The sequence below is a fragment of the Paraburkholderia xenovorans LB400 genome, from assembly GCF_000013645.1.
In the GTDB taxonomy this organism is placed as follows: Bacteria; Pseudomonadota; Gammaproteobacteria; order Burkholderiales; family Burkholderiaceae; genus Paraburkholderia; species Paraburkholderia xenovorans.
In genome coordinates this window covers 1,957,170-1,980,111 of sequence record NC_007952.1, presented here as the reverse complement: position 1 = coordinate 1,980,111, position 22,942 = coordinate 1,957,170, and the positions used below count along the sequence as shown (strand labels likewise).

At 63.3% G+C, this 22,942-nt stretch carries 24 protein-coding genes and 2 pseudogenes; 17 read left to right on the top strand and 9 right to left on the bottom strand.

Features of this window, described 5'->3' with window-relative positions; translation table 11 throughout:
* Positions 1–168: 168 nt before the first annotated feature.
* The 6 genes from BXE_RS30740 to BXE_RS30710 all read left to right on the top strand — a co-directional run bounded on the left by BXE_RS30740 (position 169) and on the right by BXE_RS30710 (position 5,668).
* Positions 169–429: a DUF1488 domain-containing protein gene (locus BXE_RS30740; RefSeq protein ID WP_011492023.1), complete on the top strand. Its 261-nt coding sequence runs from the start codon at positions 169–171 to the stop codon at positions 427–429.
* A gap of 370 nt (positions 430–799) precedes the next feature.
* Complete coding sequence (locus BXE_RS30735) at positions 800–1,951, top strand: porin (RefSeq protein ID WP_040124661.1); 1,152 nt, start codon at positions 800–802, stop codon at positions 1,949–1,951.
* Positions 1,952–2,155: 204 nt separating this feature from the next.
* Positions 2,156–2,464 (top strand): DUF4148 domain-containing protein, encoded by a 309-nt coding sequence (locus tag BXE_RS30730; protein ID WP_011492021.1) that lies wholly within the window; start codon positions 2,156–2,158, stop codon positions 2,462–2,464.
* A gap of 442 nt (positions 2,465–2,906) precedes the next feature.
* Positions 2,907–3,542 carry a carbonic anhydrase gene (locus BXE_RS30720; protein ID WP_011492020.1) on the top strand — a complete coding sequence of 212 codons (636 nt, stop codon included), beginning with the start codon at positions 2,907–2,909 and terminating at the stop codon, positions 3,540–3,542.
* A 122-nt stretch (positions 3,543–3,664) separates the two neighbouring features.
* A complete protein-coding gene (locus BXE_RS30715; protein WP_011492019.1) occupies positions 3,665–4,393 on the top strand; it encodes a carbonic anhydrase in 729 nt (242 codons plus the stop codon).
* A 159-nt stretch (positions 4,394–4,552) separates the two neighbouring features.
* A complete protein-coding gene (locus tag BXE_RS30710; RefSeq protein ID WP_011492018.1) occupies positions 4,553–5,668 on the top strand; it encodes an alkene reductase in 1,116 nt (371 codons plus the stop codon).
* 33 nt (positions 5,669–5,701) lie between these two features.
* Here the strand turns inward: BXE_RS30710 and BXE_RS30705 are convergent, their stop codons facing one another.
* Positions 5,702–6,289 (bottom strand): alpha-ketoglutarate-dependent dioxygenase AlkB family protein, encoded by a 588-nt coding sequence (locus tag BXE_RS30705; protein WP_011492017.1) that lies wholly within the window; start codon positions 6,287–6,289, stop codon positions 5,702–5,704.
* 271 nt (positions 6,290–6,560) lie between these two features.
* Here BXE_RS30705 and BXE_RS30700 point away from each other — a divergent pair, with 271 nt between their 5' ends.
* Entirely contained in the window at positions 6,561–7,460 is a 900-nt protein-coding gene (locus BXE_RS30700) for a DMT family transporter (protein ID WP_011492016.1), read from the top strand.
* 332 nt (positions 7,461–7,792) lie between these two features.
* Here BXE_RS30700 and BXE_RS30695 read toward each other — a convergent pair.
* Positions 7,793–7,933 (bottom strand): annotated as a pseudogene (locus BXE_RS30695) (CidA/LrgA family protein); the annotation flags it as partial.
* A gap of 210 nt (positions 7,934–8,143) precedes the next feature.
* Here BXE_RS30695 and BXE_RS30690 point away from each other — a divergent pair.
* Both BXE_RS30690 and BXE_RS30685 read left to right on the top strand, forming a co-directional pair.
* Positions 8,144–9,301 (top strand): epoxide hydrolase family protein, encoded by a 1,158-nt coding sequence (locus BXE_RS30690; protein ID WP_011492014.1) that lies wholly within the window; start codon positions 8,144–8,146, stop codon positions 9,299–9,301.
* Positions 9,302–9,852: 551 nt separating this feature from the next.
* The gene (locus BXE_RS30685; protein WP_011492013.1) at positions 9,853–10,827 is read left to right on the top strand and encodes a hypothetical protein; all 975 of its coding nucleotides are present in this window, start codon (positions 9,853–9,855) and stop codon (positions 10,825–10,827) included.
* 45 nt (positions 10,828–10,872) lie between these two features.
* On the opposite strand, the gene BXE_RS47400 is transcribed toward BXE_RS30685, so the two are convergent.
* Together BXE_RS47400 and BXE_RS47395 are read right to left on the bottom strand one after the other, a co-directional pair.
* Positions 10,873–11,025, bottom strand: coding sequence for a hypothetical protein (locus tag BXE_RS47400; protein WP_233518954.1), 153 nt, complete (start codon positions 11,023–11,025; stop codon positions 10,873–10,875).
* Positions 11,024–11,242, bottom strand: a pseudogene (locus BXE_RS47395) (TIGR03118 family protein); the annotation flags it as partial. The pseudogene BXE_RS47395 and the gene BXE_RS47400, both read right to left, overlap by 2 nt.
* Positions 11,243–11,492: 250 nt before the next feature.
* On the opposite strand from BXE_RS47395, the gene BXE_RS30680 reads away from it, so the two are divergent.
* The 3 genes from BXE_RS30680 to BXE_RS30670 are packed head-to-tail and all read left to right on the top strand — an operon-like array spanning position 11,493 to position 13,405.
* Positions 11,493–12,107 carry an HAD family hydrolase gene (locus BXE_RS30680; RefSeq protein WP_011492012.1) on the top strand — a complete coding sequence of 205 codons (615 nt, stop codon included), beginning with the start codon at positions 11,493–11,495 and terminating at the stop codon, positions 12,105–12,107.
* A 32-nt stretch (positions 12,108–12,139) separates the two neighbouring features.
* Positions 12,140–13,135, top strand: a complete 996-nt coding sequence (locus BXE_RS30675) for an aldo/keto reductase (RefSeq protein ID WP_011492011.1) — start codon at positions 12,140–12,142, stop codon at positions 13,133–13,135.
* Positions 13,136–13,174: 39 nt separating this feature from the next.
* Positions 13,175–13,405: a hypothetical protein gene (locus tag BXE_RS30670; RefSeq protein WP_040124668.1), complete on the top strand. Its 231-nt coding sequence runs from the start codon at positions 13,175–13,177 to the stop codon at positions 13,403–13,405.
* Positions 13,406–13,454: 49 nt separating this feature from the next.
* On the opposite strand, the gene BXE_RS30665 is transcribed toward BXE_RS30670, so the two are convergent.
* The 3 genes from BXE_RS30665 to BXE_RS30655 form a co-directional block, all read right to left on the bottom strand.
* On the bottom strand, positions 13,455–14,102 hold the full coding sequence (locus BXE_RS30665) for a glutathione S-transferase family protein (RefSeq protein WP_011492010.1): 648 nt from the start codon (positions 14,100–14,102) through the stop codon (positions 13,455–13,457).
* A gap of 36 nt (positions 14,103–14,138) precedes the next feature.
* Complete coding sequence (locus tag BXE_RS30660; protein ID WP_011492009.1) at positions 14,139–15,254, bottom strand: alkene reductase; 1,116 nt, start codon at positions 15,252–15,254, stop codon at positions 14,139–14,141.
* 98 nt (positions 15,255–15,352) lie between these two features.
* Complete coding sequence (locus BXE_RS30655) at positions 15,353–16,099, bottom strand: SDR family NAD(P)-dependent oxidoreductase (protein WP_011492008.1); 747 nt, start codon at positions 16,097–16,099, stop codon at positions 15,353–15,355.
* A gap of 313 nt (positions 16,100–16,412) precedes the next feature.
* Here BXE_RS30655 and BXE_RS30650 point away from each other — a divergent pair, with 313 nt between their 5' ends.
* Positions 16,413–17,357, top strand: a complete 945-nt coding sequence (locus BXE_RS30650) for a metallophosphoesterase family protein (protein WP_011492007.1) — start codon at positions 16,413–16,415, stop codon at positions 17,355–17,357.
* Positions 17,358–17,387: 30 nt separating this feature from the next.
* Positions 17,388–17,732, top strand: a complete 345-nt coding sequence (locus tag BXE_RS30645; protein WP_011492006.1) for a cupredoxin domain-containing protein — start codon at positions 17,388–17,390, stop codon at positions 17,730–17,732.
* Between the two features lie 120 nt (positions 17,733–17,852).
* Here the strand turns inward: BXE_RS30645 and BXE_RS30640 are convergent, their stop codons facing one another.
* Positions 17,853–18,935, bottom strand: a complete 1,083-nt coding sequence (locus tag BXE_RS30640) for a zinc-dependent alcohol dehydrogenase family protein (RefSeq protein WP_011492005.1) — start codon at positions 18,933–18,935, stop codon at positions 17,853–17,855.
* A gap of 96 nt (positions 18,936–19,031) precedes the next feature.
* Complete coding sequence (locus BXE_RS48270; RefSeq protein ID WP_081435591.1) at positions 19,032–19,463, bottom strand: hypothetical protein; 432 nt, start codon at positions 19,461–19,463, stop codon at positions 19,032–19,034.
* 495 nt (positions 19,464–19,958) lie between these two features.
* On the opposite strand from BXE_RS48270, the gene BXE_RS30630 reads away from it, so the two are divergent.
* From BXE_RS30630 to BXE_RS30620, 3 genes are all read left to right on the top strand, one after another.
* A complete protein-coding gene (locus BXE_RS30630; RefSeq protein WP_233518955.1) occupies positions 19,959–20,621 on the top strand; it encodes a hypothetical protein in 663 nt (220 codons plus the stop codon).
* Complete coding sequence (locus BXE_RS30625; RefSeq protein ID WP_233518956.1) at positions 20,581–21,726, top strand: GGDEF domain-containing protein; 1,146 nt, start codon at positions 20,581–20,583, stop codon at positions 21,724–21,726. Before BXE_RS30630 ends, BXE_RS30625 begins: the two co-directional genes overlap by 41 nt.
* Before the next feature lie 221 nt (positions 21,727–21,947).
* Complete coding sequence (locus BXE_RS30620; RefSeq protein WP_040125311.1) at positions 21,948–22,841, top strand: phytochelatin synthase family protein; 894 nt, start codon at positions 21,948–21,950, stop codon at positions 22,839–22,841.
* Positions 22,842–22,942 lie beyond the last annotated feature (101 nt).

Here is a 22,942-nt window from a genome sequence, read left to right as displayed (position 1 = left end):
CGTTGGCGGCCATGTGCGACGCATCGGCACGGCCGTACGAGGGCGGCCGGTGTCGAGTATGCACCCTGCCGGGAATGTGCGCTGAAGGCCGGCGGCCCGCGCACGCCTCGCCGCCTTGGCACAGCGCTTGCGCGTTCGAAGCTTTCTTTCGACAAATGGAGGGTCATCATGAGGATCGAATTCACCGGACGCCGCGAAGTGGTCGCGGCGGCACGCGTCGCCTTCGAAGCCAATGTCGACGGGGCAGACGTCTGGTGCAGCGTGTCGCTGGACGCGCTGAACGACCATTTCGGCAACGACGGTCCGTCGGCCCACAACCTTGTCAATACCTTCGAGGCGAATCGCGCGCGGATTGAAAACGCTACGCGGCGAGTGCTCGAAAAAAACGGCGGCCAGTCCGTGGAACTCGAAAGCGGCGATTTCAACTGACAACTGCGGTCTTGCAGGTCGGGTTCCTGATCTGATTGACGGCGAGTCCGGCGCAACCGCCGGGCTCGCAAGCCGGATACACGGGCGGCAAAAATCGCTCCCTCGCCATCCACGGGATGGACCGGCGAGCTTCAAATGCCTGTTGTTCACATGCAACCCTTTTATCCGGCGCATTCCCGCCTTGCGCGCGTTTTTACCTTTCCAACACCTCGTCCAGGCGCACCGCATCGCGATTGCTGCGTTTAGATGACGGATTCTTCCGGATTTCGGAAAGGTCTGCTCCAAAGTTCGAATGTCAGGTTTTGGCGTCGGCGTTTCTATACTCGCGTCGCTGTTCAACATGACATTCCAGCTACGCAGGAGCATAGACGTGAAAAAGATTTCCGCCGCAGTCGCGGCATTCGTAGCCCTCGCTGCCGCCTCGGCACATGCGCAAAGTTCGGTCACGCTGTACGGCCTCATCGACGCCGGCCTGATGTACACCAACAACGTGAAGAAGGGCGGCTCGGAAGGCGCGCTGGTTCAGGCCACGAGCGGCAATATCAACGGCAGCCGCTTCGGCTTGCGCGGCGCCGAAGATCTCGGCGGCGGCCTGCAGGCGATCTTCGTGCTCGAGAACGGCTATAACGTGCAGAACGGCAAGCTCGGCCAGAACGGCCGTCTGTTCGGCCGCCAGGCGTTTGTCGGCTTGAGCAACAAGGAGTACGGCGCGGTCACGCTCGGCCGGCAGTACGACTCGCTGGTCGACTTCGTCGCGCCGCTGTCGGGCACGGCGGGCACGTTCGGCGATACCGGTTTTGCGCACCCGTTCGATAACGACAATCTGAACCACTCGGTGCGGATGAGCAATTCGGTGAAGTTCATGAGCTCCAACTATGCCGGCCTGAAGTTCGGCGGCTTGTACGCGTTCTCGAACAACACGGATTTCTCGATCAATCGTGCGTATAGCGCGGGCGTGAGCTATGCCAACGGTCCGTTCAAGGCGGCCGCGGGCTACCTGCAGATCAACGGTTCGAACTCGACCACCAACACGGGCGGCGCGGTCGATCTCGGCGAATCCACGGCCAACGGCACGGGCGGCTTCCAGCTCGGCGCCGATGTGCAGCGTACGGCCGGCGCCGGCTTGAGCTACGCGTTCGGCCCGGTGACGGCAGGCTTCGTCTACACGCACAGCCAGTTCCAGAACACCACTTCGTTCGGCGCCACGCACGGCTCGATGCGCTTCGATAACTACGAACTGAACGGCAAGTACGCCCTCACGCCGGCGGTGACGCTCGGTGCGGCTTACACGTACACGGACGCGCATGTGGGCGGCACGTCGACCTACGGTTCCGATTCGAAATGGAATCAGGTGAACCTGCAGGCCGTCTATGCGCTGTCGCTGCGCACCGACGTCTACGCCGAAGCGATGTACCAGCACGTGACCGGCAAGGGCTACACCGCGTTCATCAACACGGCTGGCGGCGCGTCTTCGACGGGCAATCAGGTGGTGGGCGCCGTGGGTATCCGCACGCGCTTCTGAGCGTGACAATCGTCCGTCCGTGCACTGCGTGATATCGGCTGATATCGCGCGGCGCGCGGCCGGCGACTTCTCCAGATTCAACAACAATCCCTTCGATGAGCGGCCGTTATTCTATGAGGATTCGGCTCCTATATTGAGTTCAGCGCTTGCGCGGAGAGTGATTCGAAGCGCCGCTTATCATCAATTATCGGAGGTAGTTTCATCATGAAGTCCCTGATCAAGGCCGCAGTTATCGTTGCTTCGCTGGCTGCTTCGGCCACGGTTTTTGCCCAATCGAATTCCGGCATCACACGCGCACAGGTGCGCGCCGAACTGGTTCAACTCGAACAGGCCGGCTATCACGTCGGCGACGGCGACCAGGCCCATTACCCGGATGCGATCCAGGCCGCCGAAGCACGCGTTGCCGCCCGCAACGGCGGCACCAGCGGTTACGGCGGCAGCGTGGCGGGTTCGTTGGAAAACGGCCGCCCAGCCGTGTCCCCGAGCGACTGGAACGCGATGTATAGCCGTTAATCCGGCGGGTTCAATGCGGTAAGGTGCAACGAGGCGCGATGCGGCTGGCTGTGTTGCGCTGATGCGTTGTCGAGTGGCGGGATGCGCGCGAGTCTGCCTGTGAGTCCGTGCATCAGCGCAACGCAGCGCGCGTCGCGTGCGGTTGGAAAGGACTCTTCCAGCGTGGCGTATATATCCGCTTCGTCGGCACCGGTAAAGTAGTCATGCACGCACGGTTCCCGGTGTGCGAGCGAGAGAGTTTGCCCCGGCTGGAGACAGCTGGGGCTTTTTTATTTGCGGTGGCAGATGACGACGGCATGAGGATGACGGCGCCGCCTCGGCGTGCGCGCATGTATGGTCGCCGGGTCCGCGGCTGCGGTATAGTCGCGCGAATAGACCGCATGCATGCCCCGGACTCTCGCCGCGGGCGCTGCAGGCTCATTCTTCGAATCTGGAGAACACCGTGCAGGAAATTATCGAAGGTTTTATCCGCTTTCAACGTGAAGTCTTCCCGCAGCAAAGCGGCTTGTTCAAGCGTCTGTCAACGGCGCAGAGCCCCAGCACGCTGTTCGTGACGTGCTCGGACAGCCGCGTCGTGCCGGAGTTGCTCACGCAGACCGAACCCGGTTCGCTGTTCGTGATCCGCAATGCCGGCAACATCGTGCCGTCTTATGGTCCGGAGCCGGGCGGCGTGTCGGCAACCGTCGAGTATGCGGTGGCCGTGTTGCGCGTGCGCGATATCGTGATTTGCGGCCATTCGAATTGCGGCGCAATGACGGCGATCTCCACCTGCATGAACCTGGATCATCTGCCGGCGGTGGCGGGCTGGCTGCGCCACGCGGATGCGGCCAAGGCCATCAACGCATCGCGCACCTATCATTCGGACGCGGAGTGTCTCGAGGCGCTGGTCAAGGACAACGTGATCGCGCAGCTCGCGAACATTCGCACGCATCCTTCGGTGGCAGTCGGGCTCGCGAACAAAACGCTCCAGCTGCACGGCTGGATCTTCGACATTGAAAGCGGCGTGATGCTCGCGCTCGACGGGCGCACGGGCAAGTTCCTGCCCCTGGTGGACAACCCCGACATCTACGCCGTCTAGCTTGATGTTTGAACGTGCGAGGCGCACGATGGGACGCTGCCCTTGCGTGGGCGGGCTCTCTCCGGTTGAGCTGAACCGGATGGCACCGCGGGGAGCATTGCTCATGACATGGGAGGCGAGCCATGTGCGACCGTCATCTGTCTCATCTGTGTTCCCCTGCGCGGCGGAATCTGCTGCTGGCCGGCGCGTCGTCGATCACGCTGGCGGGCTTGTCCCGGCATGATGCAATGGCGGCGGAGCCGGCCGCCGCCAACGCGCCGAATTCGATTCCACCCGCCGAAGCGCTCGGCAGGCTGATGCAAGGCAATGCCCGTTATGCCGCGAACACCTCGTTGAACAAGGACTATTCCGCCGGACGCGCCGCGCGCGTCTCGGCGCAATATCCGATTGCCGCGATTGTCGGCTGCGCGGACTCGCGTGTCGCACCGGAGCTGGCTTTCGATCAGGGGCCGGGCGACCTGTTCGTGGTGCGCGTGGCGGGCAATTTCGTCAACGACGATATTCTCGCGAGCCTCGAATATGGCGTCGAGTTCCTCGGCGTGCCGCTCATCATGGTGCTCGGACATACGCAATGCGGCGCGGTGAGCGCCACGGTCAAGGTGCTTCACGACAGCGTGCGTTTGCCCGGCCATCTTCCCGAACTGGTGCGCGCGATCGAGCCGGCCGTACGCATGGCGAACGCGGAGCACGGCGCCGATCTGGCTGCGCAAGCCACGATCGACAACGTCAGGTTGAACACCAACCGGCTGACGGTGTCCAAACCGCTCATCGGGCAATATGTGAAGAGCGGGAAGGTCAAGGTTGTCGGCGGGATTTACGATCTGGCAACCGGCAGGATCGCACTGATCTGACACGCCTGACACGCCGCGGTCCGTATCCTGCTGTCTCTGCGCACGCTGCCTGTCGATTTGCCTACGTCTGGCAAGCCAATTCCGGCGCCCATTGCACGAAAGCCTTGCAAAGATGCCAGGCTGCCTTGCAATGCTTTGTCTCTTCTTTCAGGGAATGCCATGTCAACTGATTCCGCGCGTATAGATAGTTACCTGTTCGAACCCGTCGAGCTGGGACCGCTGCAATTGCCCAATCGCATCGTGATGGCGCCGCTCACGCGCAGCCGCGCGAAAGAGGGCGATGTGCCGGGCGAGCTGGCCATTGAGTACTACGCGCAGCGTGCGTCGGCGGGTCTCATCATTGCTGAGGCGACGCAGATTTCGCCGCAGGGCAAAGGCTATGTGTTCACGCCCGGCATTTACAACGACGCCCAGGTGCAGGCGTGGAAGCGCATTACCGGCGCCGTGCACGAGAAGGGCGGGCGCATCTTTCTGCAACTGTGGCATGTGGGCCGCATTTCGCACCCGTCGCTGCAGCCGGGCAACGCGCTGCCGGTCGCGCCCTCGGCGATCAAGCCCGAAGGCCAGGCTTATACGAACGAAGGCTTTGTGCCGCTCGTCACACCTCGCGCGCTCGAAACTTCGGAGATAGCTGGCATTGTCGAGCAATACCGCGTTGCTGCGCAAAACGCGAAGGCAGCGGGTTTCGACGGCGTGGAGATTCATGCGGCCAATGGCTACCTGCTCGACCAGTTCCTGCGCGACAAGACCAATCGGCGCACCGATCAATATGGCGGCTCGATCGGGAATCGCGCGCGCCTGCTGCTCGAAGTGGCCGATGCCGTGACCGGCGTATGGGGCAGCGACCGGGTGGGCGTGCGGATTTCGCCGCTCAGCAGTTTTGGCGATATTGCCGATAGCAATCCCGAGCCGCTGTTCACGTATGTCGTGCAGCAACTGAGCGCGCGCAAGCTGGTGTATCTGCATGTGATCGAAGGCGACACGGGCGGCCCGCGCGACGTGCCGGGCGGCTTCGACCTGCAGGTTCTGCGCGAGGCGTTCGACGGCCTGTTCATGGCCAACAACGGCTACGACATGGAACTCGCGCAACGAACGCTCAAGGCGAAGCGGGCTGATCTGATCGCCTTCGGCCGGCCCTTCATTTCCAACCCCGATCTGGTGGCGCGGCTCAGGAGCGGTGCACCGCTGAACGAGCCGGATAAAGACACGATGTACGGCGGCGGCGCCGAAGGGTATATCGATTACCCGACTATGGAGCAGGAGGCGAAGCGCTGAGCTTCGGCGCTCCGCTTGCCCGGCCGCTGATCATTAGCCTTGGCCGCTGAAGCAGCGAAACGCGAGGCTGATGCGCGGCCCGCTCACGTCCCCAAGTTTGGGAATGCCATGCTCATGAGTGAATTGCGACGCATAGCTCATGACAAGGCAACTGCCGGGTTCCAGTTCGATATGCACGATTCGCCCGGAGCCCGCTTTCGGGCGGATCGACATGCGGCGGCTCGCGCCGAGCGAGACGATCGCGATCGGTTGAGCGGGCACGAGCTTGTCCGTCTTGTCGCTGTGAAGCGCAACGCTGTCATTGCCGTCGCGATAGAGATTGAGGCCGACGCGATTGAACGGCGCGCCCGCCAGCGCGCGAGCCGCCTCGAACGCCTCGCCCAATGGCGCGGGCAGGTCGCCGGCTTCGCGCGCGAAGGTGGCGATAAGCCGTGGTACGGCAACCTCGCGGTCGTACATCATGCGCTGCCGACTGAGCCAGCCGGTATTTCTCAGCGACTCCTCGAACCACTGCTGCGCGGTGGCAGCCGGAATCGACTCGGGCAAATAGCGGATTCCGCCTTCTTCGTCGTGGAGAAGGGTGACGGGCTCGGGCGCGAATAGGGCTTGCTGGGACACCATGTTTCCGGCATAGGCTGGTAGCCGCCCAGTAAGCAGAAGGGCGGTTCGGGCAGGTCATTATACTGTGTTTTTATACAGTGCTCCAGCCTGGTGCAACCGCGTCAGCGGACGTTCGTCATCGTCATCAATTCCCGATAGGACCGGCGCCGGGAAGTCGTCAACCGTCGATCCTTTCCGCGCCCGCAGGCATAATTCGCTTTCCATCGAAGCGGGCCGCGCAGCCGGCACGCCAAAGCAGCGATGTGTCGTTGCGCGCTTCCCAGGAAACTTCATGCCGCCCATCACCGCTGTCCGCACCACCGCCGTGCCAATGCGCAGCGTCGCGCTGATCCTCGTGTCGATGTTCTGTTTCGCGCTGGTCGATGCGCTCGCCAAATCCGTGGCGCTCGCGTATCCGGCCAACGAAGTGACATTCTTTCGCATGCTGTTCGGCCTGGTGCCGGCCGTGGCGATGTGCCTGCACGGCAAGCCGATCGTCGAGCGGATCAGGCACATGGACGTGCGCGGCCAGACCCTTCGCGCGCTGACGCTGCTCGGCGCCTCGGGCCTGTTCTTCGCCGGGTTGCCCTACATGCCGCTTGGCGAGGCGGTGGCGATCGTGTACTCGGAAACGTTGCTGGTGATCGTTCTCGCGCCGCTGTTGCTGAAGGAGACCCTCAAGCTGCGCGATGCGCTCGCCGCAGCGGCCGGTTTTGCCGGCGTACTGCTCGTGGTGCGCCCGGACGGCTCGCATTCGAACTGGCTCGGTCCGGTGCTGCTGATCGCGAGCGCCTTTTTCGGCGCGCTATCGATCATTCAGATCAAGCGCATTCGCGCGACCGACGATTCGCGCACCACCGTGCTCTATTTCACGGCGGTCGGCACGATCGTAACCGGGGCTTCGCTGTGCTTCGCGTGGCGCACGCCTTCGCTGCAGGCGCTGGCGGTGATGGCGCTGCTGGGCGGCTTCGGCACGGCCGGCCAATTGCTGATGACTATGGCGTTCCGCCAGGCCGATGCCGGCGCGCTGGCGCCTTACAACTACACGAGCATCGTGTGGGCGGCACTGTTCGGCTATGTGGTGTGGGGCGAGACGATCGGCGGCATGGCGCTGCTCGGCATTGCGTTGATTGTCGGCAGTTCGATTGCCGTTGCGATGCGCGGGAAGCAGCAGGAGGGGCCGCTCGTGTAGCGGCGGCTCGCTGTTCCGGCGAACGTTCGGCAAGCGGCGGTCCGGAAAACGCGTGCGCGGGTGCGCGCGGAGATCGTGCGCGCCGGCAAGATCCGTCGTCTTCCGTCTTCCGTCTTCCGTCTTTCGGCAATCGCGGTGCGGCGAAGCACCGAGCCGCACCGCGGCCACCTCCCGCCGCACTTTGGATTCGTAGGCAGACATCGCAGCAAACTCCGTTCGATCAGCAGGGGGAAGCGTCATTATCCAGCCTGCCGCTAAAGCGGCGGCGCGAGCGCCACCGTCGCGGGACCGGGCCAAAAGCGAACCGCGTACCTTCGAAGTGGATCGCGTACCGCGGTCTGCGGACGCAGCATGACAAAGCCGGATAGCAGCAGCATGCCGATCGCGGGGGCTGGCACCGGTATGTGGAACACGTACGAAACACCTTCGCCGAGGCATTGAAAGGTGAGCAGGGCAGCGAGCGCTCCAGACATGGCAGTCTCCAGGAGGCAAAACAGAAAATGCGCCATTGTGTACCATGCAATTTGCTCTGTGCCTGCTCGCTGACTCAATGGCCCGGTCTGGCGTTTCATTCAATGGCCCGAGTCAATGGCCCGATTCAGCGGCCTCACTGAACGACGCGCTGACGTCGCTGCCGAGCGAGGGCACGCCCGTCAACCATCCGTTACGCCGGACGAGTCGCCATGCAGATAGAACCGTTCCAGATTGCAATCGCCGATCATGACATCGACGATCTTCGCCAGCGTATTCGCGCGACCCGCTGGGCGCCGGCGACGCCGTCGCCAGTCTGGCAGCAGGGCGTCGATGCCGCGTGGCTGCGTGAACTGACCGCGTATTGGGCCGGGCATTTCGACTGGCGCGCGGCCGAGCGCGGCCTGAACCGGCAGCCGCAATTTCTCGCCGATGTCGAGGGGCAGCGCGTGCATTTCGTCCATCGGCGCGGCGTGGGTCCGGCGCCCTATCCGCTGGTGATCACGCATGGCTGGCCCGGATCGTTTTTCGAGTTCCACGCGTTGCTCGACCGATTGTGCGACCCGGCCGCCTTCGGTGGCGATTCCGCCGATGCCTTCCATGTCGTCGTGCCTTCGCTGCCCGGCTTCACGTTTTCGCAGGCGCCCGCGCAAGCCGGCATGTCCGCGTTTCAGGTGGCGGACCTGTGGGCGCCGCTGATGCGCGGCCTCGGTTACGAGCGCTTCGGCGCTCAAGGCGGCGATCTCGGCGCGGGGGTGTCGATCGCGCTCGCGGCACGGCATCCGCAAGCGGTGGGCGGCATTCATCTCAACTTCCTGCCGAGTTCGTATGAGCCTGCCATCGGCGCGGCGCAGAAACCGCTCACGCCCGCAGAGGAAAAATTCCTGCGCGAAAAAAACGAATGGGCCGCGCTCGAAGGCGGCTATGCGCATATGCATGCCACCAAACCGCTGACGCTCGCGGCTTCGCTCAACGATTCGCCGGTGGGACTGGCGGCATGGATCGGCGAGAAGTTTCGCGCATGGAGCGATTGCGAGGGCGACGTCGAGCGTGTGTTTTCGAAAGACGACCTGCTCACCAACATTTCGCTCTACTGGCACACCCAGTGCATCGGACCGGCAATCCAGATGTACTGGGAAAACCGCCTGCAGCCCATGCGTTTCGCGGACGGCCAACGCGTTCTGCCGCCCGTTGGCTTTGCGCACTTTCCGAAGGAGATCAATCATCCGCCGCGCAGTTGGCTCGAAAGAACTTTCAATGTTCTGCAATGGACCGACATGCCGGGCGGCGGACATTTCGCGGCGATGGAAAAACCCGATCTGCTCGCCGCCGACATTCGCCAGTTTTTCCGGCCGCTGCGGCAGCAGTAGCGCCAATTCGACTGCGGCTGCTTTGCGGCCGTCGCTCAGGTGCGCGTCGAACTTCGACACTCGTCGTCGACCGCGTGTGCCGGCCCGCGAGTTGTCCGGACGAGAATTGCCTCGCGAACCATCGACATCCTCATTTATATCGCCGGCAAATCAGGCGCTCGCGTGATCGGAAGGCATAACGGAATCGCTAACAAGTAAGTTATTCACAAGCGCTCAATAAAGCATCCGCAATTATTGCGCGAAGCCGATGAGCCGCCTGAAGTTCGACGCGATCCGCGTCGCGTCTCTCTGCGTTTTGGCGGAAAGGCAATGCAAGGACGTGAAACGATAGACCAAACGTGATACCTGCGCCCCGGTTCATCCGACTCCATCGCCGCAGATCAGCGTACCCCGGTTCGAATGTGACGCCGTGATGGCACGAACTGCGGTTTCCCATGCCGCGCACCTTGCGGGGGCTTCTTTGCCCCCGCCTGGAACATGTGGATCAACCTCCGATAGTAACGACAGCATGCTGAAAGGCGATCTGTCGCGCACGCGTGGAGAGGAGCGATGTGAATCTTTTTCCTTGCACTCTTGTTTATGTGGATGTCGACGCGAAGCCGGGCCCCAACTCGACGAATCGCGATCCGCTCTCGTACGTGAGCCAGGCGGTCTGCCTGAATAACAGCTTGCGGCGCGTGGGCATGCCGACATTGACCATCGTGACGAACGCACCGGCCCTCGTCGCGCGTCGGCTTGAAAGCATGCCGACAGCAAACCGGCCGGCAGTGACGACACTCGCCGCGACGATCGAACTGCCGAAGAACACGCCGTTCTACGCCGCGCATTTCAAGCTCGACCTGATGGACCAGATGGCGGAGACGTTGCCGGCCGACACGATGATGCTGTTGCTCGACGCCGACGTAGTGGCGCTGCTCCCGCTCGACCAGGACCTGATCGAGCGATGCGCGCAAGCGGGTCTCGGCGTATTCGATATTTCGGATCAGGTCTTTCCGGCATACGGCAGCGAACACGTGGTCGCGGATCTGGAAATCGTCGCGGACCGGCGGCTCAGGAATCCTCGCTGGTATGGCGGCGAGTTTCTGCTTGCGACGCCCGCTTCGTTGCGACGGCTCGTGCCGCGCGCGCGGGCCAGTTATGCACGCTATCTCAGCGAAAGCGCGCGTCTGAGGCATCACGGCGACGAAGCGTTCATTTCGGCCGCGCTCAATGCACTCAGCGACGAAGGGCAGGTGCTGATCGAAGTCGGCGCATATCAGGCCATAGGCCGGCATTGGCCCGGCAACAACTATCGCGACCTGCGGTGGTTTCGCTGCTGTTCGTTCGTCCATTTGCCGGGCGGCAAGGCGTTGCTCGAAAAAGAAGCGCGTTTCGACGATTTCGCGCCGGACCGTTTCTGGCGCCACATGCGCACGGCGCATCTGCGTGGCCGCGTGCGGCACGCGGTGAAGCGGATCGCGAGAATGCTGAGCGCGGAGCGGCTCGCCACGCTGTCCGCGTATGCGCTGCGCGGCGTGAAGAGCTAGCCGCGCGCGTCACGCAAGCGGCGCGGCGAACCATTGCGCCGCCCGTCACATTTTCACGTCGATGCGTCCATAGATTCCATCCGCTTCGTCATTTGGCCCGGCGGCGAAAAACAGCGTGTTGGCCGGCAGATTGCTGAGCCCGTTGCCGAACGCGATGCCCCACAAACCGTGCTGGACGAACGGCGTGCCGTCAGGCAAAGTCCGTCGTGCCGTTGAACACGATACCGGTCGGATTCGCGGGACCAATGGTTCCATTCGGAATGCTGACCACTAGCGACTATAGTGTGCCGTTGCCGTCGTAGAGCGACGCAGGCGAAGTGGCGTTGTCCGCCACGCAGACGAAGCCTTTCGGATTGAACGCAACGCCCCACGCATTTTTCAGGTTGAGGTCGGTGGGTGACGCGGCGACGGCGCCCAATGCCTTAAGCACAGATTTCATGGCCGCACCTCTCTGTCATGCACGATGGTCACTGCGCCTATTGAACGCGTGGCGTTGCGGCTTTATTCCTTTGGCGGGAAAGTTTTTTGATCGGCATGTAGCAGTCGCGGCCCGTTGCAGGCAAGCGCGGTTTTGTCGAGGCACAATAGAAAGAGGCGGCCGTTCGGCGTCATCCTGCCATGCGGTTTTCTCCATTCCTGAGGGCTCCTCACGCGAGGTCGACAGCATGACTGCATCCATCACGCTGGTTCTGTTCGACATGGAAGGTGTTCTGTCCCACTACGACCGCGCCATGCGGACCGAGCGTCTGGCCGCGCTCACGGGTTGCGCGCCGGAAGCCGTGCGTCACGCGATCTGGGGATCGGGTCTCGAAGCACGCGCGGACGCCGGGGAGATCGGCGACGACGAATATCTGCATGAGTTGGCCATTCTGCTGAACGCGCCGATCAGCCGCGACGACTGGCTGGCTGCCCGCCACGCGTCGATTACGCCGAACGGGGAAGCGCTCGCGCTTGCCGCGAGAGTCGCCAAGTCCCACCGTATTGCGGTGCTGACGAACAATTGCCGGTTGTTTACCGATCACATCGGTTATCTGAATCCGTCTGTCGCGCGGCTGTTCGGCTCGCATGTCTATTCATCGGCATCGTACGGGGCCGCGAAGCCCGCGGCGCAGACTTATCTGCGTTGCCTGGAACAACTCGGCGTGCCTGCGGCCGAAACGCTTTTCGTCGACGACACGGCCGCCAATGTGAGCGGTGCGATCGATGCAGGGCTGCAAGCGCACAGGTTTGTCAGTGTCGACGCTTTGTCGCACGAATTGCAATCTCGCGGATTGATCTAGTGCGATCCAGTGCGCACGAAATGGGGTACGTCATGGCACTTTCGTCGCAAAACGCCGCAAAGCTTTCCGGCAGACGCCGTTTTCTGCGCACAACGGGCGGTAGCGCCATCGGTCTGTCGGCCGCGCTCGCTTTTCCCCGGCTGGCATCGTCTCAAACGCCGGGTCCGTCACGAACCGAGTCCACCACGCCGCTGCCGCGCATGGCGCAACGCGTGATTCCCGCTACGGGCGAGCGGCTGCCCGTGGTCGGCTGCGGCACGTGGCGCACTTTCGATGTCGGCGACGATCCCGCCGCTCGCGCGCAACTCGCCGAAGTTCTGCGCATCCTGTTCGAAGCCGGCGGTTCGGTTATCGATTCGTCGCCGATGTACGGTTCGTCGGAAGCGGTGGCCGGTGCGTTGCTCACGCAACTCGGCGCGCACGGGAAAGCCTTCGTCGCCACCAAAGTCTGGACCGAAGGACGCGAGGCGGGCATCGCGCAGATGGAAGAGTCGCTGCGCCGCTTTCAGCAACCGCGCATCGACCTGATGCAGGTGCATAACCTGCTCGACTGGCGCACGCAACTCGCCACGCTGCGCGACTGGAAAGCGCGCGGGCGGATCCGCTATATCGGCATTACGCACTACACGTCGAGCGCATTCGACGAAGTCGCGGCCGTTATGCGCAGCGACAAGCCCGACTTCGTGCAGATCAATTACGCAGCGGACGACCGCGCGGCCGAAGCGCGCATCCTGCCGCTCGCGGCGCAATTGGGTATTGGCGTCGTGATCAATCAGCCCTTCGGCGGCGGCGGGCTGCTTGCGCGCGTCGGTAAAACGCCGCTGCCTGGGTGGGCGGCGGAAATCGGCTGCGCGAGTTGGGCGCAGGTTCTTCTGAAGTTCGTGCTCGCGCAGCCAGCCGTGACAGTGGTGATTCCCGGCACGGGGCGCCCGCAGTACATGGCGGACAATGTCCGGGCCGGCTCCGGCCCATTACCCGACAAGGCGATGTGCGCACGGATCGCCGAGGCGGTGAACGGGCGTGCCTGATTTCGCTCGACACAATGCGATCTGACGACCAGTCGGACCGTGGCCAAGCTGAAACAGTCGCCGTTTCCGAACCAGAACTGGTATCCGGACACGCAGTGGACCATTCCGCTGACGCTCGCATACGGTGACGGACTGGTTGCGGGCAAGACAGTCGCGATGAAAGAGACGCAAACCCGGTTGCGTCCGACCGTCCGCCATCAAGACAGGTTCCAGCTGAAACAGCAGGCGCGGCAGGAGCGATACCCGGCAGCGCAGCAGCCCGCATCGTGATGCAGCGGTGCGGGCCGCTGTTGCAATGCACTTCACATGCCGCTGCGAATCAGGCCGCCGCACTCGGCCGCGACGATACCGTGTCGTACCAGCGCTTGAGCGATTCCAGATCGGCCGGCACTTGCAGGTCGATTGCTTTCGCGGCGAAATCGATCGTGACCAGAGCGGTAATGTCGGCGACCGAATAGCGTTCACCCGCCACGAACGCGGAGTCTTTCAGGCGATCGTCGAGATCGGCCAGAAAATTGGCGGCGCGTTGCCGGCTGCGCTCGGCAAGTGCGGGAATCTGTTCGTAGTCGTGCGGCCCGGCAATCGCGCGGCCCTTCAAACCCGGCGCGATGTTGCGGATCGCTTCCATCACCGAGGCAAAGCCCTCCTGTTCCGCGCGCCGTTCCCACATCGTGATCAGCGCCTTGTCTTTCGGTGTGGTGCCGAATAGCGGTGCGTCGGGATGAGTCTCTTCGACGTAGCGCTGGATTGCCGGCACTTCGCCGATCGACGTGCCGTCTTCGAGCACCAGCGTCGGCACGACGCGCCGTGGATTGATCGCGCGATAGGTATCGCCGTGTTGCTCGCCTTTGCCGAGGTCGACTGCGACGAGCGTCACCGGAACGCCCTTTTCAGCCAGAAAGATGCGCACGCGCCGTGAGTTCGGCGACGAAGCGGAGTGGTACAGCTTCAATGTTTCGGTAGTCATGTCCATGTTCCTTTGAATGATGCTGAAGAACGCACGCTATGCGGCGGCGTGTTCCGGGAGAGAGGGAAAGTCGATATAGCCGCGCTCGTCGCCGCCCCAGAATGCTTCGCGGTTGTAGGGCGCAAGCGCGTGGCCGAGCCGGAAACGTTCGGGCAGATCGGGGTTTGACGAGAACCAGCGGCCGAACGCCACCAGATCGGCGTCGCCGCGTTGCAGGATCTGCTCCGCGCCGTCGCGATCGAAGCCGCCCGCCGCGATGATCGGTCCCGTGAAAACTTTGCGCAGGAATGCGGAAGCCACCGGCGCTTCGCCTTCGGTCAACGTTTCGGTGCCCATCACGCGCGGTTCGATGACATGCAGATAGGCGAGGCCATACTCGTTCAGACGTTGCGCGAAATAGCCGAACGTCGCTTCGGGATGGTTGTCCGAAATGGCGCCCCAACGGCCGCTCGGCGAAACCCGTACGCCGACGCGATCCGCGCCCCACACGGAGGCGAACGCCTCCACGGCTTCCAGTGAAAAGCGCGCGCGTTTCTCGACACTGCCGCCGTAGGCATCGGTACGCTTGTTGGTGCCGTCCTGAAGGAAGGTGTCGGCGAGATAACCGTTGGCGTTATGCAGTTCGACGCCATCGAAGCCCGAGTCTTTGGCGCGTGCCGCCGCGTCGCGAAACGAGCGGATGAGTGCCGGGATTTCGTCGAGTTCGAGCGCGCGGTGCGGTGAGTTGGGCACCCAGCCGTTTTGTGTGAACACCGTTGTTTCGTACGGAACGACCGAAGGCGCGACCGGTGCATTGCCCCAGCTCAGATCGACGTGCGACTGCCGGCCGTCGTGGGCGATCTGCATGAAGATGCGCGCGCCGCGTGCATGGACCGCGTCGGTGATCTTGCGCCATGCTTCGACATGCGCGTTCGTGTAGATGCCCGGCGCGCCGATATAGCCGCGGCTGTCGTAGGACGGATGCGCGCTTTCGGTAATCAGCAGGCCGCCCTGGGACGCGCGCTGGCGGTAATACTCCACCATCATCGCGCTGGGGCTGTCGTCGGCGTCCGAGCGCAGTCGTGTCATCGGCGCGAGCACGACGCGATGCGCCAGCGACAACGGTCCCACCCTGGCCGGCGACAACAGTTTCAGTTCAGAAGAAGCGTTCATTTTCTGCAAGACCTCGTTGATGAGTTGTCAGGCTCGGCGCGGGTTGCCATCGAACAACCGGCTAGCGTCCGCGCCGGGCACTGCAAAGCGTCGTGGGATCAGCCCGCGGTCTTGCCGCCGTCGACAGTCACGATCTGCCCCGTGACGAACGACGCGGCATCCGACGCCAGGAACACGATGGCGCGCGCCACGTCGTCCGGCTTGCCGATACGGCCGAGCGGCACCTGCGCGGCGAGCGCGGCCTTGTTCTCCGGTGTGCCGGTAAAGCGGTCGAGCATGCCGGTGTCGGTCGGTCCCGGTGCAACGGCGTTGACCCGCACGCCGGTGGACGCCACTTCGAGCGCGGCCGACCTGGTCATGCCTTCCACCGCATGCTTGCTGCCGGCGTACACGGAAGCGAAGGCCGCGCCTTCATGGCCGTAAGTGGACGAAACGTTGACGACGCTGCCGCTCTTCTGCGCCGACATCACGCGCAGTTCGTGCTTCATGCTGAGCAGCGTGCCGAGCACGTTGGTATCGAACGTCGCGCTGTAGCTCTCGACGGTCTGGCTGGTGATCGCGCCGGGCTGACCTTCGGTGCCGGCGTTGTTCACGGCGGCGTCGATACGGCCGAAGCGGGCAACCGTCTGATCGACGAGGCTCGCGACTTCTTCATCGCGGCGCACGTCGGCCTGGATGAAGTGGGCGTCCGCGCCGAGCTCGCGCAGTTCTTTTTCGAACGCCTTGCCTTCGGCTTCACGACGGCCCGAGACGACGAGGCGGGCGCCGATTTCAGCAAACGCGATAGCGGTGGCGCGACCGATGCCGGTGAGTGCGCCGGTGATCAGAATGACGGGATGGCTCATTTTCAACTCCTGGAAGGTATGTATTTGCGGTATGCCTTGAAGCAGATCGTGTTCGGAGTGACCTGTCATGTTTCGCTTCAAGTCATTGCCTTGAGTGCAATTTAATGGCTTACCGGGCGGAATGAAAAGACTTTATAAGCTGGACGGCATGCCTGCCAGGCATGGCGACGGACCGGGGGTCGAACAATTCGCAAGGCCGGCGTGGCGACTCTGGAATAAAAGCGGTCACTCGCCAGTCATGCCTGACGAACCGATTCGCGAGGGCCGCCGGATGATCCGCGGTCCGTCCGCGACTCTTTATCGTGAGGTCAACATGTCGTCACATCGTCCGTTCGACGCGTCGCGGCGCGGCGCACTGAAATGTCTTGCATTCGGTGGTTTGGGCACCGTGTTCGTTCTGTCGGGAGGCATTCTCACGCCGGTGGAACTGGCGCTCGCCGCCGACGAAAAATCGTCCGCGGCAACGGCGGGCGTGCCGCTTTTCCTGCAGATCAGCGACTCGCACATCGGCTTTAACAAGGAAGCGAACCCGGACGTGGCGGGCACGCTGAAGCAGACCATCGAGTACGTCAACGCAATGCCGGTCAAGCCCGCGCTGACCATTCACACCGGCGACATCACGCACCTTTCCAAACCCGCGGAGTTCGATCTCGCGGCGCAGTTGATGTCCGGCCTGAAGATCACCGAGCTGCACACCGTGCCCGGCGAGCATGACGTGACCGACGGCCCCGGAACGGAATACTTCAGCCGTTTCGGCAAGGCTTCGGACAACAAGGGCTATTACAGCTTCGATCATCAGGGCGTGCATTTCGTCGGCCTTGTCAACGTGATGCACTTCAAGCCGAACGGTCTGGGCGGTCTCGGCGATGAACAGCTCGAATGGCTCGAAAACGATCTGAAAGGGCGCTCGTCCAGCACGCCGATCGTGGTGTTCGCGCATATGCCGATGTGGACGATCTACGAGCCGTGGGGCTGGGGCACCGGCGATGCCGGCCAGGCCATGAGCTATCTGAAACGCTTCGGCTCGGTGACCGTGCTGAACGGCCACATTCATCAGATCGTGTCGAAAGTGGAGGGCAACATTACCTTCCACACGGCGCGCTCCACGGCCTACCCGCAGCCGACCGCCGGCAACGGCACCGGCCCCGGCCCGTTGACGGTGGCCGCCGGTCAACTGCCGAAAATGCTCGGTATCACCAGCGTCAGGATCGCGCGGCATCCGCTCAAGGCGACGCTGGACGACACGACACTGGTTTGACAATTATTTTTTTAACGCAGGAGATCAGTTATGCAAACTAAAAAGATTCGTCGCGTCTTGCTCATGGCGGCCGCAGGTTCGGCATTGATTGCCGCATTGTTCGGGACGTCCGTGGCGCGCGCGGAAGCGCCGAACGCGGTCGTCATCAAGAACTTCATGTTTTCGCCGATGGAACTCACGGTCAAAGCCGGCTCGACCGTGACCTGGAAAAATCTCGACGGCGAACCGCATACCGTCGTCAACGACGCGGGCATGTTTCGCTCTGCCGCGCTCGATCAGAACGATACGTATCAGTTCAGGTTCGACAAGCCGGGTGTCTACAAGGTGTTTTGCGGCATCCATCCGAATATGAAGGAGACCATTACCGTGCAGTGAGCGCGGTAAGCGCGGTGCGAGACGCATCTACGGACTGCGGACGGGGCGCTCACGGCGCATGCAGTTTTGCTGCGTGCCCACACGCACCCTCACGCCGACGGAAGCCGGCAACAGCTTCTATCAGCCTGCGACACGCGCTGTCGAGGAAACCGACGAAGCCGCTCCCGCTTCACGCACTGCTGCCGTGTCGACGTTCGAATCCGCAAGGCCCGCCTGGACCGTCACGACGATCTTGCCGAACTGGCCGTTGGTCTCCAGATAGCGGTGAGCCTCCACCATATCGTCGAACGTGAAGGTGCGGTCGATCACCGGCTTGAGCGCGCCGCTCTCCAAACCTTTGAGCACGTAATCCACGGCGGCTTTCCGGCGCGCGGCATCGCCGCTTGTCAGCCAGATGTTGTGCGCCTTCACGGTCAGCATCCTGGCGATCATCTCCAGTACCGGCAGCGGCGTGGCTTCTTCGCTGAGTGCGCCGTAGATATACGCAATGCCCTGAAACGACAGCGCCGCAAGCAGCTTCGTGAAAGTCGGGCCGCCGACCGGATCGAACGCCACGCGCGCGCCTTTGCCGTCCGTGATGCGCATGACTTCGGCTACCAGATCGGTTTCCGCGGTGGCGATCACATGCGCGGCGCCGGCATCGAGCAGTTGCTGGCGTTTCGCCGACGTGCGCGTAAGCGCAATCGAAGTCGCGCCGGCGTAGTTGGCGATCTGGATGGCCGCAAGCCCCACGCTGCTCGACGCCGCGGGCACGAGGACGAAATCGCCCTCGGTCACCTTTGCGTCTTCGATCAGCGCGCCATAGGCCGTCACGAACATCATCCAGACCGACGCCGCCTCGGCGAACGAAAGTGACTCGGGATGCTTCACGACGGCGTAGTCCGGCGCAAGAATGACTTCCCCATACGTGAAGTACTGATTCATCGAGAACGACGGCATGACGTTGACCTTGTCGCCGGGCGCGATGCCCGTGACTTCGGCGCCGACCGCATCGACGACGCCCGCGGCTTCGTAGCCCAAACCCGCGGGAAAGCTGACCGGCTCGATATAGGCGTCGTTGCGCCACATCGATTCGGCGCGATTCAGACCGATCGCCTCGACCTTGATGCGAACTTCGTGCGGGCCAGGCGCGGCCACCGGCGTCTCGATGAATTCGAGCACTTCGGGGCCACCGGCCTTTGCAAACTTGATGGTGCGTGACATGACAGTCTCCGGGTTCGGTAAGGGCGAAGTGAGCAGAACCGCCGCAGGCGAGGTGAGGGTGAGGGCACCTCGGCTCATGCGGTTTTGCCGGTTTCTTCAGCGGTTTCTACAGTAGGCGAATATGCGGTGAAATCCGAGTAATGGCGAGATGCGCACGCCGACCCGCTCCGCGCCCCACACGGCAATCAGCGCTTCGACCGTTTCGCGTAGAAAGCGTACGCGATTTTCGATCGGGCCACCGTAGGCGTCGGTGCGCCGGGAAGTCGCGCCGCGGTATAGGAATCTTTCCAGGCGGGGATCAATGACTGCGCACTGCTTGTCGAAGAGGAGGACAGAGGCACGTGACGGCATGCGCGGCGCGTGTCGCTGCAAGTAGCTATGCGCCGCCGAAATCGAGCTTCCGGACGCCAGCGTGAATAAGTGGGAATCGGCCAGCGATACGGCGTTCACCGTTCGTGATTGCGGACCTTCGATAGCTGTTGGCCGGGCCGATAAAGACAGGCCATCCGCCGCAATCCAATGCGGCATTCGCCCGGCACGCGCCTGTCATCGAACCGCGGCAGTATCAGCTACAGTCGCCGGCCGGCGAGCGGGAATGACCCTTGCGTTTCACCTTGCGTTTCAGGCACGCGTCGTAAAGCACGGGCAAGCCATTGCGCCTGAGGGTGGCTGCCGCATCACACATAGCCGTCCGCCTGATGCCCGCTGCGCTGCCTGTACGGCTTGCGTGCGCGCCTCGCGAAGTTTCACGACGCAGCGCGTGACTACCCGCGCCGTAGAATTTTTACCTGTTATTTCGACGCAACCCCGCCTCGCCAAGACGCCGTTTAAAGCGCAGCATTGCCGTGTTGTTCTCGTGCAATGAGGGGGTTGAATTCGTCGAGCGGCTTGCCATCGATCTGCAAAATCGTGTGAATAAAGTCCGCCGACACACCAGACGTAAGGATTCCGGAGTGTATTGCGATGTTTAACGATCCCAACTTGCGAAAGTCCGTGGCCGGCGGCCCGGATGCCTGCGCTCAGATGAACGGTTCGTCACGTTCCGGCGCCGCCGCGCCGCCGAGGTTCGGACGTCTGGCCATGTGCGTGGCAGTGGCCGGCGCGCTCGCCATCGGCGTGCTTGGTACGGTAGCGTACGGTGTCTGGTTCAATCAGGATCAACAGGCGTACGCCCAGGCTATGGCGGGCGCGCGGCAAGCGCTCGGCAACGGCGCGCCCGCGAACGCGGCCGTGATCGCGAAGCCCGCGAGCGTGACGTCATCGACGTCGGTGGCATCCGTGGCAACAACAGCGGCGACAACCGGCTCAACCGTGACGGCATCGCCAACCGGCGGCGATCCGGAGGCGGGCGGCCGGCTGGCCTCCTGGTCCGGTGAAGTCACGCGGCATTCGGGATCCGGGCTGCCGGCAACCTTCGTGGCTGAGGCCGATCCGGCTGCCGCACCCGTGCCTCCCGCGACATCCTCCACTCGCCGTTCGGCCGGCGTCGGCAATCCACCGGCGCAGCAACTGGTCTCGACGCGACCCGCCAAAGATAGCCGCGCCACGCCGCAGGAGCGCCGTGCGACTCCCACCAGCGCGAGACACAAAGACAATCCGTTCGCTCGTCTGGAGCTCTTTTTTCGTCGTGTGAGTTATCGGCAGCATGGCAACGCAAATCAGCAAGACATCTATTCCCATCCGTGAGCGACGCCGTGGTGGGCGCGTCGATCCGGCGGGTGCCGCCGTGGTCCGCTTCAGGCGGTTGCCCGCGGTGTTGGCCGGCGCTTCCCTGATCTGCCTGCTGGTCGGCCTCCTCTATCTCGCCTGGCAAATCAGAACGATCTTCTCCGATCAGTTGAAGCAGGAATACGCCGGGCTCGTACTCGAAGCGGCAGGCCGGGCGGACGGCGCGCGCGCAATGGTCGACGTATGGCGGCAACGCCCGGGTGAGCGTGACGCGCAAGCGCAGGCTGACCGGCAGGCACGCACGGAACTCGCCGATCGCCTCGGCGCGCTCGCGGCATTGGTGAACGCCAGTCCGGCGGCCGCGCCGCATGTGCCCGCCTCGGCGCTGATGCCCGATGCCAGTCTGAACGCGACCGACGCGCTGCTTGCCACGGTCTCGGCGTATTGGCGAGCGCAGCGCGACGCCGATGGCGCGGACGTACGCTTGCGGATTGCGCATGTCGCGAATGTATTGATCGCGCTGGCCGCGTTGCTGTTCTCTTTGTTGCTCAGCGCGCTCGGCATGTACGCCAAACGTAATCGGCAACTCGCCGGCGAGTCGTACGAATTCGAGTACGCCGCGTTGCACGATCCGATGACCGGCCTGCCGAACCGGCGCAAGCTGTTCGCCGCGCTCGACGAGGCCGCCGCGAAGCTGCAAGCCGGATCGGCGCACCGGAAAATCGCCGTGCTGTATGTGGATCTGGACGGCTTCAAACAGGTCAACGATTCGCTCGGCCACCATGCCGGCGATGAATTCCTGATCGCGGTATCGCGGCGCTTTCGCGAGTCGGTGCGCAAAGCGGATGTGGTCACGCGCATTGGCGGCGACGAATTCGCGATACTGATTCGCGCATTTTCGACGGCCGACGAACTGGCCGAGATTGCCCGACGGCTCATTGCGTGTGTGGTCGCGACCGACAGACAGATGGGAATCGGACTGGTTCGCGCAAGCATCGGCATTGCCAGCTTTCCCGATCTCGTCGACGATTACCAGCGCCTCGTCGCCGCGGCGGACGACGCGATGTACCGCGTCAAGCGCGGCGGCAAGAACGGCTACGCGTTCGCGGCTCAGGCCAACTGAGCGCACGTTCGGCAGGTTGACTCCACGTATCTTGCGTCGCGTGTATCGCTTCACGCATTCAACTCCGCTTTCCGGTCCGACCTTTCATTGACGGCCACGCGATGAGCGTCGCGCACGCCGGGTTTTGTTTCGTGTTACAAAACCGAAGCTCGCTGGCGCGTGCTGATCCGCGCATCGGCACGAGCGCGGTCAATGTGAGTTCATTCCCAGCGGAAAGGTCCATGTCCAGATATTCGTTGATGCGCGCCGCGCGGCGCCTGAGCCAGCCTGAGTGGGTTGTGGCGGGTCTGGTGGCGGTGCTGGCTGCTTGCGCACCGGTGCCGCGGGTTGCGAGTCAACCCGATGCGCAGACTGCGGTGGTTCAGCCCGCGGTGGTTCAGCCTGCTACTCAGCGCGCCGCTCAGTCCTCTGTTCAAACCGCGGCCCAGACCGGCACACGAGCCGCTGCCCACTCCGCCGACGGACCGCTTCCGGTTCCCCCGAACCTCGTCGCACTGACGCAGCCGTCCGGTCAGAAGCGCTTGACGGGCTCCGCATCCAACCAGTCGTACTGGCCGCTCTCGCAGTACTTCGAGACCCAGCGTAACGAAGCCTATTGCTCCGTTGCGACGTCGGTGATGGCGCTCAACGCGTTGGGCATCCGCCGGCCCGAGTCGACGCAATACCCCGATTTCCCGTTCTTTTCGCAGGATGATTTCTTTCGCGGGATCGACCCGCAAGTGGCGAACGCCGCGCAGGTATCGAGAGAGGGCATGACGCTCGACCAGCTCGGCACGGCCCTCCAGGCATTTCCAATCGACGTAAGGAAATATCACGCCTCGGATCTGTCGCTCCACCAGTTCCGCGATCTCGTGCGCACGACCACGGGACACGACGACCGCTTCGTGCTGCTGAATTTCAGGCGCATTGAAATTGGCGAGACGGGCGGCGGGCATTGGTCGCCGCTCGCCGCTTACGACGCAACCAGCGACAGCGCGTTGCTGCTCGACGTGGCGCGCTACAAGTATCCCGCTGTCTGGGTGCCGGTCGCGCAGTTGTACGCGGCGGCGCTGGCGGTGGACAGCGTGAGCGGACTTTCACGGGGGATTGTGATTGTCGGCAAGCGGGTGAATTAGGAATGTGGTGGCGAGGTGTCGAGACGCCCGGCTAGCACGCCCTGAATCCGAACCCCTCTCCTCGAAGAAGTCAGACCGGCCGCGAGGTCGAGCACCTCAAA